Origin of the sequence: Acinetobacter ihumii (assembly GCF_900625095.1) — a bacterium.
Classification (GTDB): domain Bacteria; phylum Pseudomonadota; class Gammaproteobacteria; order Pseudomonadales; family Moraxellaceae; genus Acinetobacter; species Acinetobacter ihumii.
Genome location: NZ_LR130760.1, coordinates 1470778 through 1486182 on the forward strand (window position 1 = coordinate 1470778; position 15405 = coordinate 1486182).

At 41.0% G+C, this 15405-nt stretch carries 13 protein-coding genes; 7 read left to right on the top strand and 6 right to left on the bottom strand.

The window, feature by feature from the left end; genetic code table 11:
• The first annotated feature begins 12 nt into the window (after positions 1–12).
• Entirely contained in the window at positions 13–549 is a 537-nt protein-coding gene (locus E0D95_RS06820; protein WP_130803181.1) for a DOMON-like domain-containing protein, read from the top strand.
• 88 nt (positions 550–637) lie between these two features.
• Here the strand turns inward: E0D95_RS06820 and E0D95_RS06825 are convergent, their stop codons facing one another.
• Positions 638–1063 (bottom strand): IFT57 family protein, encoded by a 426-nt coding sequence (locus tag E0D95_RS06825; protein WP_130803182.1) that lies wholly within the window; start codon positions 1061–1063, stop codon positions 638–640.
• Positions 1064–1384: 321 nt separating this feature from the next.
• On the opposite strand from E0D95_RS06825, the gene carA reads away from it, so the two are divergent.
• The 4 genes from carA (at position 1385) to E0D95_RS06845 (ending at position 7203) form a co-directional block, all read left to right on the top strand.
• Positions 1385–2524, top strand: a complete 1140-nt coding sequence (gene carA, locus E0D95_RS06830) for a glutamine-hydrolyzing carbamoyl-phosphate synthase small subunit (RefSeq protein WP_130803183.1) — start codon at positions 1385–1387, stop codon at positions 2522–2524.
• 14 nt (positions 2525–2538) lie between these two features.
• Positions 2539–5772: a carbamoyl-phosphate synthase large subunit gene (carB, locus tag E0D95_RS06835; protein ID WP_130803184.1), complete on the top strand. Its 3234-nt coding sequence runs from the start codon at positions 2539–2541 to the stop codon at positions 5770–5772.
• Between the two features lie 87 nt (positions 5773–5859).
• Entirely contained in the window at positions 5860–6336 is a 477-nt protein-coding gene (gene greA / locus E0D95_RS06840; protein ID WP_130803185.1) for a transcription elongation factor GreA, read from the top strand.
• A 429-nt stretch (positions 6337–6765) separates the two neighbouring features.
• Complete coding sequence (locus E0D95_RS06845) at positions 6766–7203, top strand: universal stress protein (protein ID WP_130803186.1); 438 nt, start codon at positions 6766–6768, stop codon at positions 7201–7203.
• Positions 7204–7222: 19 nt separating this feature from the next.
• On the opposite strand, the gene E0D95_RS06850 is transcribed toward E0D95_RS06845, so the two are convergent.
• Positions 7223–7531, bottom strand: a complete 309-nt coding sequence (locus E0D95_RS06850) for an MGMT family protein (RefSeq protein ID WP_130803187.1) — start codon at positions 7529–7531, stop codon at positions 7223–7225.
• A gap of 259 nt (positions 7532–7790) precedes the next feature.
• On the opposite strand from E0D95_RS06850, the gene E0D95_RS06855 reads away from it, so the two are divergent.
• Positions 7791–8234, top strand: a complete 444-nt coding sequence (locus tag E0D95_RS06855; protein ID WP_130803188.1) for a universal stress protein — start codon at positions 7791–7793, stop codon at positions 8232–8234.
• A gap of 68 nt (positions 8235–8302) precedes the next feature.
• Here the strand turns inward: E0D95_RS06855 and ppk1 are convergent, their stop codons facing one another.
• Together ppk1 and mtgA are read right to left on the bottom strand one after the other, a co-directional pair.
• The gene (gene ppk1 / locus E0D95_RS06860; protein ID WP_431830743.1) at positions 8303–10414 is read right to left on the bottom strand and encodes a polyphosphate kinase 1; all 2112 of its coding nucleotides are present in this window, start codon (positions 10412–10414) and stop codon (positions 8303–8305) included.
• Between the two features lie 128 nt (positions 10415–10542).
• The gene (mtgA, locus tag E0D95_RS06865) at positions 10543–11217 is read right to left on the bottom strand and encodes a monofunctional biosynthetic peptidoglycan transglycosylase (protein WP_130803189.1); all 675 of its coding nucleotides are present in this window, start codon (positions 11215–11217) and stop codon (positions 10543–10545) included.
• A gap of 80 nt (positions 11218–11297) precedes the next feature.
• Here mtgA and E0D95_RS06870 point away from each other — a divergent pair, with 80 nt between their 5' ends.
• Positions 11298–12110, top strand: a complete 813-nt coding sequence (locus E0D95_RS06870) for a rhomboid family intramembrane serine protease (protein WP_130803190.1) — start codon at positions 11298–11300, stop codon at positions 12108–12110.
• Between the two features lie 31 nt (positions 12111–12141).
• Here the strand turns inward: E0D95_RS06870 and E0D95_RS06875 are convergent, their stop codons facing one another.
• Together E0D95_RS06875 and E0D95_RS06880 are read right to left on the bottom strand one after the other, a co-directional pair.
• Positions 12142–14607, bottom strand: a complete 2466-nt coding sequence (locus tag E0D95_RS06875; protein ID WP_130803191.1) for an ABC transporter permease — start codon at positions 14605–14607, stop codon at positions 12142–12144.
• A complete protein-coding gene (locus tag E0D95_RS06880) occupies positions 14604–15326 on the bottom strand; it encodes an ABC transporter ATP-binding protein (RefSeq protein ID WP_130803192.1) in 723 nt (240 codons plus the stop codon). The genes E0D95_RS06875 and E0D95_RS06880 overlap by 4 nt, the downstream gene beginning before the upstream one ends.
• Between the last annotated feature and the right edge of the window lie 79 nt (positions 15327–15405).

Here is a 15405-nt window from a genome sequence, read left to right on the forward strand (position 1 = left end):
GTTGATTGCGTTATGGCCAGCTATGAATTGACCTCATTTGATCGTTTTGATTCCATCTCTTTGGTTGGAGCAATCGAGCAACAATCTCCTTTTACACTAAATGTCGGCTTTTGGCTACGCGACCCGAATCATGTCATGCTCTGGCCTGAGCAGGTTGCAGCACATCCACGCCGTGATTTTTTATGGGAACAAACTTGTTTCGAGATTTTCATCGGAGTGAAAGATCAAGACCTGTATCGGGAGATCAATCTCTCTCCTTCTGAAGCTTGGCAAGTCTATCAGTTTGAAGAGTATCGTTATCCTGAAAATATGCCGCCTGTTGCAGCATACGATATTGAGCTCAATCAGTTAAAGCGCACTCACTATGGTTTAAATGTGAGTCTGGATTTAACAGAGTTTATGCGTGACCATCAACTGAAATGGTCTGATGTGTATTTAGGTTTGAGTGCTGTTTTAAATACCACTCAGGGTATGCATTTTTATGCCATGCAACACAGCAGTTCAATAGCTGACTTTCATAATAAACGTGATTGGTTGCATGAGTTTTAATTGTTGCCAGAAATATTAAAATACCAGTAAAAGTCATGATGCTCTTACTGGTTAACTCTTAATAGTAGCCAATCTGGCTCTCTATCAATTAGTTTTCGCGTACTTTATTCCACGCTTCAATTGCTTGCTCTTTTGAACGCTTTAATACATCAGTTAAAGTTTCTTTATGTTTTGAAGTGATTTGTGTCAAATCATCTTTAATTTCACGCCCCACTTTGCTTAAATCTTCAACCAAAGTTCCAAATTCTTTTTTAACTACATCGCTTAATTCAGTCAAATCACCTTGTGAATTATTTAATTGTGATTTAATGATATCCACACGCTGTAATACATCATCTTTTAAATAAGCCAGTTGAGTCTGTAAGGTTTGATTTAACTCTTTGGCTTCAGCCTCTATTTTTTCCTGAGTTTCACTCAATACATCTTTCACTTGCGCACTGGTTTCTGTGTAAAGTTGTTCAACATGTTGTTGATGTTCTTCCACAACAGCTTTTAGCGGTTTTTTTGCTGGCATTTTAATACCCTCTTTTTTTGAAATTATGACAACAAATATTTTAGATTGCTCAAGTTTTATGCAAGGGTTAAATTGTTAGACAAGTCATTTTTTTAGCTGGATTCCGATGGATGAACAAATAATAATACCCGATCTTAAAATTAGGGCATGTTTACTGTAAAACTCATAGACTTTAGTAGACTTCATGCGTATAATGCGCTGTTAAGTTATAAGCGAGCAGACCAGAAGGAGGGCGTGTTTTTCAAAGACAGCCGGCCTTTTTTTATGTCTACTCGCTTTTTTACAGCCCTATTTTTGTGGTTTTAATTCAGGAGCTTTGGTTTGAGCACCCCCGCCATTTTAGCCCTTGCTGATGGAACGATCTTTAAAGGTACGTCTATTGGTGCAACGGGATCAACGACTGGTGAAGTCGTTTTTAACACAGCCATGACAGGCTACCAAGAAATTCTGACCGATCCAAGTTATGCACAACAACTTGTGACCTTAACTTATCCACACATTGGTAATACTGGATGTAATACAGAAGATCATGAATCTGGTCGTATTCATAAAGTTTGGGCCAACGGTTTAATCATTCGTGACCTTCCACTGCTCCACAGTAATTTCCGTGCTGAACAATCATTGGGCGACTACTTACAACAACATAATGTCGTTGCGATTGCGGATATTGATACCCGTAAATTAACCCGTATTTTACGTGACAAGGGCGCGCAAAATGGTTGCATCCTTGCAGGTGAAAATATCACTGAAGAAGAAGCCATTGCTAAAGCACGTGCATTTGGTGGTTTAAACGGTTTAGATCTGGCGAAAGAATGCTGCGACCCAACGGGTTTTGAATGGACTGAAGGTTCATGGCAACTGGGACAGGGCTTTACTCAACCTGAATTAAAATATCATGTAGTTGCATACGATTATGGTGTCAAAACCAACATCCTGCGTATGCTAGCAGATCGTGGCTGTAAGCTTACGGTTGTGCCTGCTCAAACACCTGCTGAAAAAGTATTGGCTTTAAATCCAGATGGCGTGTTTTTATCCAATGGTCCGGGCGATCCTGCGGCTTGTGATTATGCCATTGAAGCGGTTAAAACCATTGTAGAAACCACTCACTTACCTGTTTTTGGTATTTGTTTGGGGCATCAGATTTTAGCGCTTGCCTCAGGTGCCAAAACCATGAAAATGAATCATGGTCATCACGGTGCTAACCATCCTGTACAAAACTTAGAAAAAGGTACAGTGATGATTACTTCTCAAAACCATGGCTTCGCGGTAGATGAAAGTACCTTACCAACAAACTTGAAAGTGACACATCGCTCATTGTTTGATGGTACAAACCAAGGGATTCATCGTACTGATAAACCAGCATTTAGCTTTCAGGGTCATCCTGAAGCGAGTCCGGGTCCACACGACTGTGCCCCATTGTTCGATCATTTTATCGAACTTATCGAAGCCGCTAAGAAGTAATTAAGGAGCGAATAATGCCTAAACGTACAGACATAAAAAGCATCTTAATTATTGGTGCGGGTCCTATTGTGATTGGTCAAGCTTGCGAGTTTGACTATTCAGGCGCACAAGCGTGTAAAGCCCTGCGCGAAGAAGGTTATCGCGTTATTTTGGTGAACTCGAACCCTGCGACCATTATGACTGACCCGTCAATGGCGGATGCGACTTATATTGAGCCGATCACATGGCAAACGGTTGCACAGATCATTGAAAAAGAACGTCCAGATGCAGTTCTTCCAACCATGGGTGGTCAAACAGCATTGAACTGTGCGCTCGCACTTGATGAGAATGGTGTCCTTGCAAAATATGGCGTTGAATTAATTGGTGCAAGCAAAGACGCCATTGAAAAAGCTGAAGACCGTAAGCTGTTCGATATCGCTATGCGTAAGATCGGACTCGAATGTCCTCGTGCTGATGTTGCTGAAAGCATGGAGCATGCTTTAGAAATTCAGTCACGTTTTGGTTTTCCTGTGATCATTCGCCCGTCATTTACGATGGGTGGTTCAGGTGGCGGTATTGCCTACAATAAAGAAGAATTTATTGAAATCTGCGAACGTGGTTTCGATCTTTCTCCTACCAAACAATTATTGATTGATGAATCATTGATTGGCTGGAAAGAGTACGAAATGGAAGTGGTTCGTGACAAAAACGACAACTGCATTATCGTCTGTGCCATCGAAAACTTTGACCCAATGGGTGTGCATACTGGTGACTCAATCACAGTTGCGCCTGCTCAAACATTAACAGACAAAGAATATCAGATCATGCGTAATGCATCGATTGCGGTTCTGCGTGAAATTGGGGTGGAAACAGGCGGTTCAAACGTTCAGTTTGGTATTAACCCGAAAGATGGTCGTATGGTGGTCATCGAGATGAACCCACGTGTATCCCGTTCATCTGCCCTTGCCTCTAAAGCAACAGGTTTCCCAATTGCGAAAATCGCGGCAAAACTTGCCGTCGGTTATACGCTAGATGAGTTAAAAAATGATATTACAGGTGGAACAACTCCTGCATCATTTGAACCATCAATCGATTATGTGGTCACTAAAATTCCTCGTTTTAACTTCGAGAAATTCCCACAAGCTGAACCTGTGCTCACCACTCAGATGAAATCTGTCGGTGAAGTTATGGCGATTGGTCGTAACTTCCAAGAGTCTGTTCAAAAAGCACTGCGTGGTCTTGAAGTCGGTGCGTGTGGCTTTGATGAAAAAATCGAAGTCGGTACAGCAGGTGCTAAAGACAAACTGCTTCAGGAACTTAAAGTTCCAGGACCTGAGCGTATCTGGTATGTTGCAGATGCTTTCCGTCATGGCTTTAGTTTGGATGAAGTGTTTGAAGCGACCAAGATTGATCGTTGGTTCTTAATTCAAATTGAAGATATCATCAAAACTGAACAGCAAATTAAAACTTTAGGTTTTGGTGATTTAAATGCAGATAATATTCGTGCATTTAAACGCAAAGGCTTGTCTGACCTTCGTATTGCCAATTTGATGGGTATTTCACAAAAGCAATTCCGTAAACATCGCTGGAATTTGGGCGTTATGCCTGTTTACAAGCGTGTAGATACCTGTGCTGCTGAATTTGAATCTTCAACAGCGTATATGTACTCTACTTACGATGAAGAATGCGAAGCTAATCCATCTAGCCGTGACAAAATCATGGTGATTGGCGGCGGTCCAAACCGTATTGGCCAAGGGATCGAGTTTGATTATTGTTGCGTTCATGCTGCACTTGCCATGCGTGATGATGGCTATGAAACCATTATGGTCAACTGTAACCCTGAAACGGTTTCAACCGATTATGACACTTCTGATCGTTTATACTTTGAACCGATTACACTCGAAGATGTTCTTGAAATTGTACGCGTTGAGAAACCTAAAGGCATTATCGTTCAGTATGGCGGTCAAACACCATTGAAATTGGCACGTGCTTTGGAAGAAGCTGGCGCACCGATTATTGGTACATCACCTGATGCGATTGACCGCGCTGAAGACCGTGAACGTTTCCAGCAAATGATTCAACGTTTGCAGCTTCGCCAACCGAACAACAGCATTGTCAAATCTGCTGAAGAAGGAATTTCTGAAGCTGCAAAAGTCGGCTATCCACTAGTGGTTCGTCCATCTTATGTATTGGGTGGTCGCGCGATGGAAATCGTGTATAACGAAGAAGAACTGAAACGTTATCTTCGTGAAGCCGTTCAGGCATCTAATGAAGCCCCTGTTCTTCTGGATCGTTTCCTTGATGATGCAACAGAAGTCGATGTTGACTGTGTTTCTGACGGGAAAGATGTCGTGATCGGTGGAATCATGCAGCACATTGAACAAGCTGGGATTCACTCTGGTGACTCTGCATGTTCGATTCCACCTTACTCATTGTCTCAAGAAGTACAAGACGAAATGCGTCGTCAAACCGTTGCCATGGCTAAAGAGCTGGGTGTGGTCGGTTTAATGAACGTGCAGTTTGCAGTCAAAGGCAACGACATTTATGTGCTTGAAGTGAATCCACGTGCATCACGTACCGTTCCTTTCGTTTCCAAATGTATTGGTGAATCTTTGGCGAAAGTAGCTGCACGTTGCATGGCGGGTCAATCGCTTGCATCACAAGGTTTCACTCAAGAAATCATTCCAACTCACTTTGCTGTGAAAGAAGCTGTTTTCCCATTCGCTAAATTCCAAGGCGTTGATCCAATGCTTGGGCCAGAAATGAAGTCAACTGGTGAAGTGATGGGCGTGGGTAAAACTTTTGGTGAAGCATTCTACAAAGCAGTCTTGGGTTCTAACGAGCGTTTGCCGGGATTACCAACTGAAGGCGAAGTCAAGCATGCGTTCTTGTCTGTACGTGAGTCAGATAAGAAATATATTGCTGATATTGCGAAAAAACTGATTGAGTATGGCTTCAAATTGGTCGCAACAGGTGGAACTTATCAAGTACTTAAAGACGCGGGACTAGAGTGTGAACGTGTAAATAAAGTAACTGAAGGTCGCCCACATATTGTTGACCGCTTGAAAAATGGTGAAATACACCTTATTGTCAATACCACTGAAGGTAAACAGGCTCAGTATGATTCTGCTATGATTCGTCGTGCTGCCCTCCAAGGCAAAGTGTATTACACCACCACGATTAATGGTGCTGAAGCGGTTTGCCAAGCCTTTGCAATTCAATTACCAATGGATGTATATCGCTTGCAAGATTTACAAACTGTAGGTTAATTCGTTACCGATAAGCCCGTCACCTTATCGGTGGCGGGTTTTTTATTTTTTAAAAGCTAAACTCTCATTTCATTTAGAGGGACTAAAATGCAACGTTATCCTATGACGCCTGAGGGCAAAGAAGCCCTTGAAAAAGAATTGCAGCATTTAAAAAGTGTTGAACGTCCACGTATTATTCAAGCGATTGCTGAAGCACGTGAACACGGTGATTTAAAAGAAAACGCCGAATACCATGCTGCGCGTGAACAACAAGGTTTTTGTGAAGGGCGTATTCAGGACATCGAAGGTAAATTAGGTGCAGCTCAAGTCATTGATGTCAAAGAACTTGAACAAAATGGTCGTGTGGTTTTTGGGGTGACTGTCACCATTGAAAATCTGGACACTGAAGAGCGTAAAACCTATAAAATTGTAGGGGATGACGAAGCTGACTTTAAGATTAATAAAATTTCAGTAAATTCACCCATCGCACGTGGACTTTTAGGTAAAAATGAAGGTGATGACGCGAAAATTGTCACTCCACAAGGCGAAGTTGAATATGAAGTGGTTAGTGTTGAATATCTCTAAATATTGATCGCTTTAAAATACATCAGACCTTAACCAGATATCCAGATTTAGAAATTTTATATGAAATTGTCTGAATCTGGATATTGTGTTTTTATTTAGAAAATATTCAACTAAACCCATTTACTGTCTTTATATTGCTCTATATGGATTATTTTATCTCGAGCATCCTATTCAGTCGTGCTCAAATCCTTCATAGCATTAATAATTTGACGGATAGTTGAGTATCACTGATATGAGTTTTATTCAAACCTTATTTACATGATGACTTTGATGATCGTACTAATACTTATGATCATACTAATACTAAAGCCATCTACAAAAGTGGATTGTTGCCTAGCGCTATTTCTGCTAAAAATAAAGACAAAGATTGATCACCTTATTTTTTTATTCATAAAACCTTCATTTAAAAATTTAAATTGAGACAATAATATGAGCTATCAACATATTTTGGTGTGCGTCGATGATTCAGATCTCTCCCTAAAAGCACTTGAACATAGCATCCAGTTGGCCAAAGATTTGGGCAGTACAGTAACCGTACTAGAGGTGCTTGAGCTTGACCCAATGATTGCTCAGGACTACATCAATAAAGGTCAAAGCAATGTACTCATTGATCGTGCTAAAGATTATATTTTAAAGTCTTTGGAAAATATCAAAACCCAGTATTCAGAAGATCATGTCGTCTTAAATATTCAATACCGTGAAGGGTTCTCAATTTCAGATACTATTATACAAACACTTGCTGAACTCCATACCGATCTAGTCGTAATGGGTTCACATGGCCGTACTGGGCTAAAAAAACTGGTTCTAGGCAGTGTTGCCCAGAAGGTGCTCGCGCAAAGTCCTATTCCTGTGCTCATTGTCAAATAACTAGATACTTGAAAAGCGGTTAAGTCCACTGATAGTGTTTCAGTTTGACTTTTCCGTTTAGCACCACGACCCCTTCTTCAAGAAGTTTAACTTGTTGAAGATTATTACCGTGCTGATCAAGATGAGTGGTACTAATTTGACCTTGTGCATTTATCACCCGATGCCAAGGAATGTCATGTTGATCATCTAGTTGAGCCAAGACTTGCCCAACAAGTCGGGCATGTTTAGGTAAACCTGCCATTTTTGCAATCTGTCCATAGCTGGCGACTTTACCATGCGGAATAAGTGCAACCACTTGCAATATTTGTATATAAAGCTCGTTTGACATATTCTTTGAACACTACTTAGCTTGCTGAATTTTGCTTAATTCATACCTGCACTGCAACTTAAACTTTAGTGCGATAGACACAAAATAGTTTATTAATTATGCTATTTTAAATCCATATTGAATGGCTCAAGCCAATTACTCAATATATAAAGTCAAAATATACGAAAAAATGCCTCTCTCAGTTTGATGCTGAATACTGTTAAAACGGCTTAAAAGAATAGATTAAATCGAAATTTTATAATCAAAAAGGAGTTTACTCATGTCATATCAACATATTCTAGTTCCTGTTGATGGTTCAAATACAGCTTTTGCCGCAGTGATCGAAGCCGCTAAACTTGCAAAAACCTATAACAGTAAAGTCACAATTTTACTGGTGGTCACGGTTGATCCTTTTATTGGCGTAGAATATATCAATGCAGAAAGTCAAAAAGAAGATGCCATTAAACATGGTCAAGCCATGATCAATGAAATTTTGAGTGAAGCTCAACAAGCCTTTACTGCACAAGGTGTAGAGGCTGAAACCAAACTGGTTGAAGGTCAGGAAATTGATAAAGAAATTGCCCATGCAGCCCATGAAATCCAAGCTGATTTAATCGTGATCGGCTCGCATGGTCGCACAGGCTTTAAAAAACTGATGTTGGGAAGTGTCACCCAAAAATTGTTAGGCGAAATTCATCTGCCTGTTTTGGTTGTGCGCGGATAAATATTTTCCTGACACGTGCAAAAACTAATAAAGAGAATCATCTGATTCTCTTTATTAGCGCATTTAACTTACTTAAAAATTTCCAATAAGGTGTGCTGGGCATTATGTGGTTGCTCACCTTCAGCAGGTTGTGCACGTACCCATGTACCATTCCCCTGTAATAACCATGCTTGTTGGTTGTCTTTTAAATAGTTGACTAAACCTTGTTGATAAATCCGTTTTTTCAAGGCTGCATCTTCAATTGGGAAACACGCCTCTACGCGATTAAATAGATTACGATCCATCCAGTCTGCACTTGAGCAATAAATTCGCGCATCGCCATTATTGCTAAAGTAATATACACGCGTATGTTCTAAAAAACGTCCTACAATGGAACGGACACGAATATTTTCTGAAAGTCCCGGTAAACCCGGACGTAAACTACAAATTGAACGGATAATCAGGTCAATTTGCACCCCTGCCTGCGAAGCTTCATACAATTTATTAATCAGTTGCATTTCCGTCAAAGCATTCACTTTAACAATGATTTGAGCTGGTTTGCCTGCTTTGGCATTGGCAATTTCATCATCAATGTAATGAACAAGTTGAGCATGTAAGGTAAACGGCGCGTGCAAAAGTTTCTTTAACTTCGCCATTTTGCCCATTCCAGTCAATTCCTGAAAAATACGATGTACATCATCACAAAGTTCTTTGTCCGTTGTGAGTAATCCGTAATCGGTATAAATACGGGCATTACCTGCATGGTAATTTCCTGTACCTAAATGCACATAACGCACCAGTTTATTATTTTCACGGCGCACGACCATAATCATTTTGGCATGAGTTTTATAACCGACAATGCCATAGACCACCACAGCGCCTGCTTCTTGTAACAGGTTCGCCACTTCTATATTGGATTCTTCATCAAAACGTGCGCGTAGTTCAATAACCGCCGTTACTTCTTTGCCATTTCGTGCAGCTTCAGCCAAGACCTGTACAATTTCAGAATCGGCACCACTACGATACAAAGTCTGTTTAATCGCGAGCACTTGCGGATCACGTGCAGCTTCACGTAGTAAATTAATCACAGGTGCAAAAGATTCAAACGGATGATGCAGCAAAATATCCTGTTTCTGCATTGCTGCAAAAATATTTTCAGATTTTTTTAGGATTTTGGGAATGACAGGTGTATGTGAATCATAGCGTAAGTGCGGACGTTTAAAGTTTGACAGTAAACGTGCGAGGTTAACTGGTCCGTCAACTTTATACAGTTGTTCTTCATCCAGATCAAACTCGTCCAGCAAATATTCATAAATGTGTTTTGGACAGTTTTCGGTCACTTCCAAACGCACGGCGCGACCAAATCGACGTGAACTGAGTTCTCCTTTTAAGGCTTTGGCTAAATCTTCGACATCTTCATTAAGTGCTAAATCCGCATTACGCGTTACACGGAATTGATAGCATCCCGTAGCCGTCATGCCCGGGAATAAATCAGAAATGTGCTCATGGATAATGGCCGACAGCATGACATGATGTTCCTTGCCACCCGTTAATTCATCTGGCAAACGTACTACACGTGGTAACGAACGTGGTGCAGGAACAACAGCCAAATCAATCTGGCGACCAAACGCATCCTTGCCTTCTAAAGTCACTATAAAATTCAGACTTTTATTGACCAAGCGCGGAAATGGATGTGCAGGATCAAGACTGATTGGCGTAAGTACAGGTGCAACCTGCTCCTGAAAATACTTTTTAATCCATGAAGATTGAGCAGGCGTCAGCTCACCACGGCGTAGAAAACAAATATCTTCTTCACGTAGTTTAGGTAAAATTTCTTCGTTTAAAATACGATACTGACGTTCAATCGCTTCATGCGCAGTTCGAGAAATTTGATCAAGCACCTGTCGTGGTGTTAAGCCATCTGGACTACGACTTTCATTGCCCAAATACATTTGTTCCATGACCCCAGCAACCCGAATTTCGAAAAACTCATCCAGATTACGTGAGAAGATCAACAAGAAATTCATACGCTCCAGCAGGGGATGCAGAGGATCGACCGCTTGTTCCAACACTCGCAGATGAAAATCCAGAATAGACAATTCACGGTTAATATAGCGATTATTGTAAGTATACTCCGCTTCTGTCGGCGTGTTTCCGGATGGTGTTTCAGATAGAGATGGCGTGGTCATGGCGGTATTCATGGCATTCAACCTAACATTATAAATTTTTGATGCTTCTAATTAGTATGCTGCAAAATTATGACAATTTCATAAAAAAAGCCCGTTTTGACAGGCTTTTTTAAAAATTTATACAAACTATGGTTCATTGTTTAAGGAATTTGACTATAGCGCATATATTTTAGCGTAAAACGTTGCTTAAACTTGAATTTGGGGTCATTTCGATGCTGTTGATAATACTTCGGATTAGGCAATAATGCTGCCAAAAAAGCAGCTTGTTGATTGCTTAAATTTTTTGCACTTTTACTGAAATAATACTGTGAAGCAGCTTCGACGCCATAAATGTTATCTCCAAACTCGACCGAGTTCATGTACACTTCTAAAATACGCTGCTTGGACCACATGCGTTCCATCATCCATGTCGCAACGGCTTCCTGACCTTTACGAATGAATGAACGTTTATTGTATAAAAATAAATTCTTTGCCAATTGCTGTGAAATAGTGGAACCACCATTGACCACCTCACCTGATTTTTCATTTTTTTCAAGGGCGTACTGAATACCATCCCAATCAAAACCATGATGCTGCAAAAATTTTCCATCTTCTGCGGCGACCACAGCACGTTTAAAAGTATTGCCGATATGGTCATAGTCGCGCCATTCATGTTTAAGTGGTTCCGAAGGATCAGACCAGTAGTCGATGCGCATAAACATCGTGGTTTCAACAGGATGGGTTCTCCACCAAGCCAGACTACAAAAAATCCATAATTGCACCAGAAGAATAAAACTGACAAGAATTAAAACAGCCCGAACAATAAATTTCTTCATGCCAGTAGGGTTCTCCAGAAATCAGCATATTTCATGTTAAGCTTAGGACACGCATTATTGATATATAACAAAAGCATATCATGTCTGAATATAGTCCTCCGCAAATAAATCGTAAACTTGAAGTTAATCGCTGGTGGGTCACGGCGGTTTTGATTGCCATCAATGTCGGGTTATATTGCTGGCAAGTGCTTTCGGGGGTCGATGCCACCCGTTCGACGACCGCCGATGCAATACATTGGGGCGCAGATTTTTCGCCTCTCACTTTTTTAGAACAACCCGAGCGCTTATTTACCAGTATGTTCTTTCATTTTGGACTGGTACATCTGATGCTCAATATGTGGGCACTGTATATTTTTGGCAGCGTTGCCGAACAAATGCTGGGACGTTTTTATTTTATTGGCTTGTACCTATTGGCAGGTCTGATGGGAAGTTTGCTCAGTAGTTATATCACTATTCGTGATAGCTATGCCTTGCTGCAAAACTTCGACGTATCGTTGATGCCACACGTTGGGGCAGGTGCATCTGGAGCGGTAATGGGACTGGGAGCTGCTTTAACCCTACTCGCCTTATGCCCGTCATTGCCTCATCAACGTTTTATACTAGATAAAAAATCTCTCGTCATGGTCATGGCCATTAACCTTGCTTTTGGTTTTATTGCCACAGGGATTAATAATGCCGCGCATATCGGTGGCATGATGATGGGAGCCTTACTGGCACTGATCTGGTATATCAGTCAAAAAATGAATATGGCGACTATAGGTGCAATCATTGGACTGATGATTGGTACGACTCTTTGTTTTGGCTTTTACCAATATTGTGTCAGTTTAATTCCCCCGATTGAACCACTTTGGCAGGAAATTTTGGCACAAATGAAAAGCCAGCTTGGGATTTAGCTGGCTAAGGTCATTGAAATGCATGTAAGCACTATGATTGATTGATTTCACGTAAACTTTGTAAGGGCGGTATATCAGTCAAATAACTGAGTCGATAGCGTCCAATTAACGCGCAAATCAGCATCATGATCAGCGGTAAAATCAACCAGATTTCAGGGTGCCATTGCAATGCAATATTCATTTTATAACTCGCAATCGCACTTATGATTTCGGCAAAGACACAAGACACGATGCCAGACAGCAAACCAATCAAACCCACTTCAAGGGTTAACATTTGCTTCAACTTTACTTTAGATAAACCGAAAGAGCGCATCAATGCGACTTCACGTTTACGTTCATCCATCAGCAGATTTAAGCAGGCGATCAATACCAATACACCTGAAACACCGACCAGTATGGCCAGCAAGCTAATAATTTGCACCAATACTTTTACCAGTCTTTTGATCTCATTTAGAATTAAACTGACATCAATAAACACGGTATTGGAGAACTGCTGAATCATGGCAACCAGTTGGGTTTTGTCCTGAGCTGGAACATAGAAACTACCCAAATAGCTTCCTGCATTTTCATCCATAGTATGCGGTGAAAAAATAAAGAAGAAATTGGGGCTAAAACTCTCCCACTCTACACTTCTTAAATTCACCACCCGTGCCGAAAGTAAACCTTCAGGTAATTGGAAGGTCAGTTTATCACCCACTTGAATATTCAGTTCTTGTGCAAGTTTTGATTCAACCGAAACCTGATTGACCTGATTAAATAACGGCTGTCCTTGGGTAATAACATTATCTGTAGGCAAACTTTCCGCTTGGGTCAAATTAAGTTCCCGCCGTAATGAATTATTTTGTTGAACTAATTCAACAGCAAAAGGTTGATCATTTTTAGCAACCAAGCGTCCGCGAATATTAGGATAGAGCGGCGTACTGTTCCAACCCTGTTGTTTAAGTTGTCGCTGAAACTCTGGCATTTCAAACGGAGGTAAACCATAAACAAACTGATTCGGCGTTCCTTCAGGTAATTGTTGTTGCCAGCGTTCCAGCAAATCGGTTCGAAGCACTGCGAGTACAGCAATCAAACTCAGTCCCAATGCCAAAGCCGTAATTTGCAATGCGGTATGCGCTGGCGCCCGAACATAAGCCGAGAAGCGATTTTTCAGTTTTTTAAAGAATGTGAGCAAACTCCAAACCACACCATATAAAACAGCACTAAACAGAATAATGGCTGCCAACATGAGGCCACTGAGCTGAACATTTTCACTGAGCACCATACTAAAAATGCCCAAACTGATCACACCCGACAAAAACATCAGGGCAAATGATTGTTTGGAACGCATTTCTTGACGAATGACTCGAACAGGTGGTGTATTCAATAGTGTCCATATACTCGGCAGAATAAACCCACTCATCACCACCAAGCTGGTAAAAATTGCAATCGGTAATGGACCCATTAAAAACGCTGAAACTGAAAATTCTAGTTCAAGCTGGGGCATCAGTTGCAACATTAACTCCAATAAACCAAAACCCAGAATGACGCCCAAGATTGAACCCATCACGATTGAAATCAGACTCACCACGCCCAACAAACCTAAATAAGCCCAGATAATTTGAAACTTACTGGCACCTAGACATCGAATCAGCGCGATATGATCCTGATTTTGTTGCACATAACGCTGACTGGTTAAGGCAATCGCAATGCCACACAATAATATTGTTAAGATATTGGCTAACTGTAAAAAAGTATCCAGATTTTCAATCGGTTTCATTAACCGTGTATTGCCCTGAGCAGCATTGCGTAATCTCAAACTAGACTCTGGATCAGCTTGTGATTCATCTTTCACATGATGTTGTCGTTTAAAGCTTTGCTCATAGTGCTGGATCTGCTCAGGTGATCCTGCCATCAGTAACCGATATTCGATACGACTACCCACTTGAATTGCATTGGTTTGAGCAACGTCAGACTGGCGAATCATCACTGTTGGAGAAAAGCCAGAAAAACCCAGTTCCTGATTCGAATCATGTGCAATCACACCTGCGACTTTAAACGCTCCATCTGCAATGAAAACCTGATCACCTAATTTGACCTGTAATAAATCCATCGCGCGGCGGCTTAACCAAATTTCTTTCGCATTCAAATGACTGGCAACAGGTTCAATCTCTAACTTGCCACGCAAAGGAAAATTTGCATCAATCGCTTTAACATTGACCATGACAAATTGATCTTGTGTACGTGCCATTGAACTAAACACGGTCACTTGGGATTGTTGAAACCGTTGCTGAGTAGCTTGTTGTTTCCACTTTGCAGCAATGGGCTCATTGTCCGACAAGACCAAATCAGCAGCAAGCATTTCTGCGGCTTGCAAGTTCACGGCATTTTGAATTTGATCATTACTAAATTTCAGTGCCGTCGTGGCACTAATTGCCAGTGATAAAGCAATTATTAATAAATATAAACCACCTGTACGAAAACTTTGCAAAAATAAAGGCTTAAACAAGGTACTCATGTTTTCGCCTCCACTTGAGTCTCCACCTGACCCGATGAAACTTCCGAGAGTTCTCCATCCACCAACAGAAAATGACGCTGACATTTTTCCGCCAGTTTTGGATCATGGGTCACTAAAATCAATGTGGTGCCTAACTCACGATTCAATTCAAACAGTAAAGTTTCAATTTCATCTGCGGTTTGTCCATCCAAATTGCCAGTTGGTTCATCGGCAAAAATAATTTTGGGCGAAGCAATTAAAGCACGTGCAATGGCGACACGTTGCTGCTCACCACCCGATAACACTTTGGGGGTTTGCTCTGCCTGACGTTGTAAACCTACTCTTTTGAGCCAATACAATGCCTGTTGCTCTGCTTGTTTATAATCAAAATTTTTCTGTAAGCGGAGTGGCAACATCACATTCTCTAAGGCACTCAAATGTGGTAACAGTTGAAAAGATTGAAATACAAAGCCGATATTTTCCAGACGAACTTGAGCCCGCGCCTCTTCATTCAATTGATGTGCAGCTTGCCCACAAATCCAGACCTCTCCCGAACTCGGTTGATCCAGCGTCGCCAATATACCTAAAAGTGTGGATTTACCCGAACCAGAACGTCCTGTAATTGCCACTTGCTCACCTGCAAAAATATCGAGCTGAATATGATTAAGAATCGTTAAAGCTTTGTTATTTAATTGAATCGTTTGTGTGAGTTGCTGTGCAGAAATGATAGCTTGTGGCATGATGGCAAAGATCCTGTCTGATTCAATTATTGAGCAATTTTTAATATGCAAATTTTAAGTCGGTTGTTCAAATCAAAAA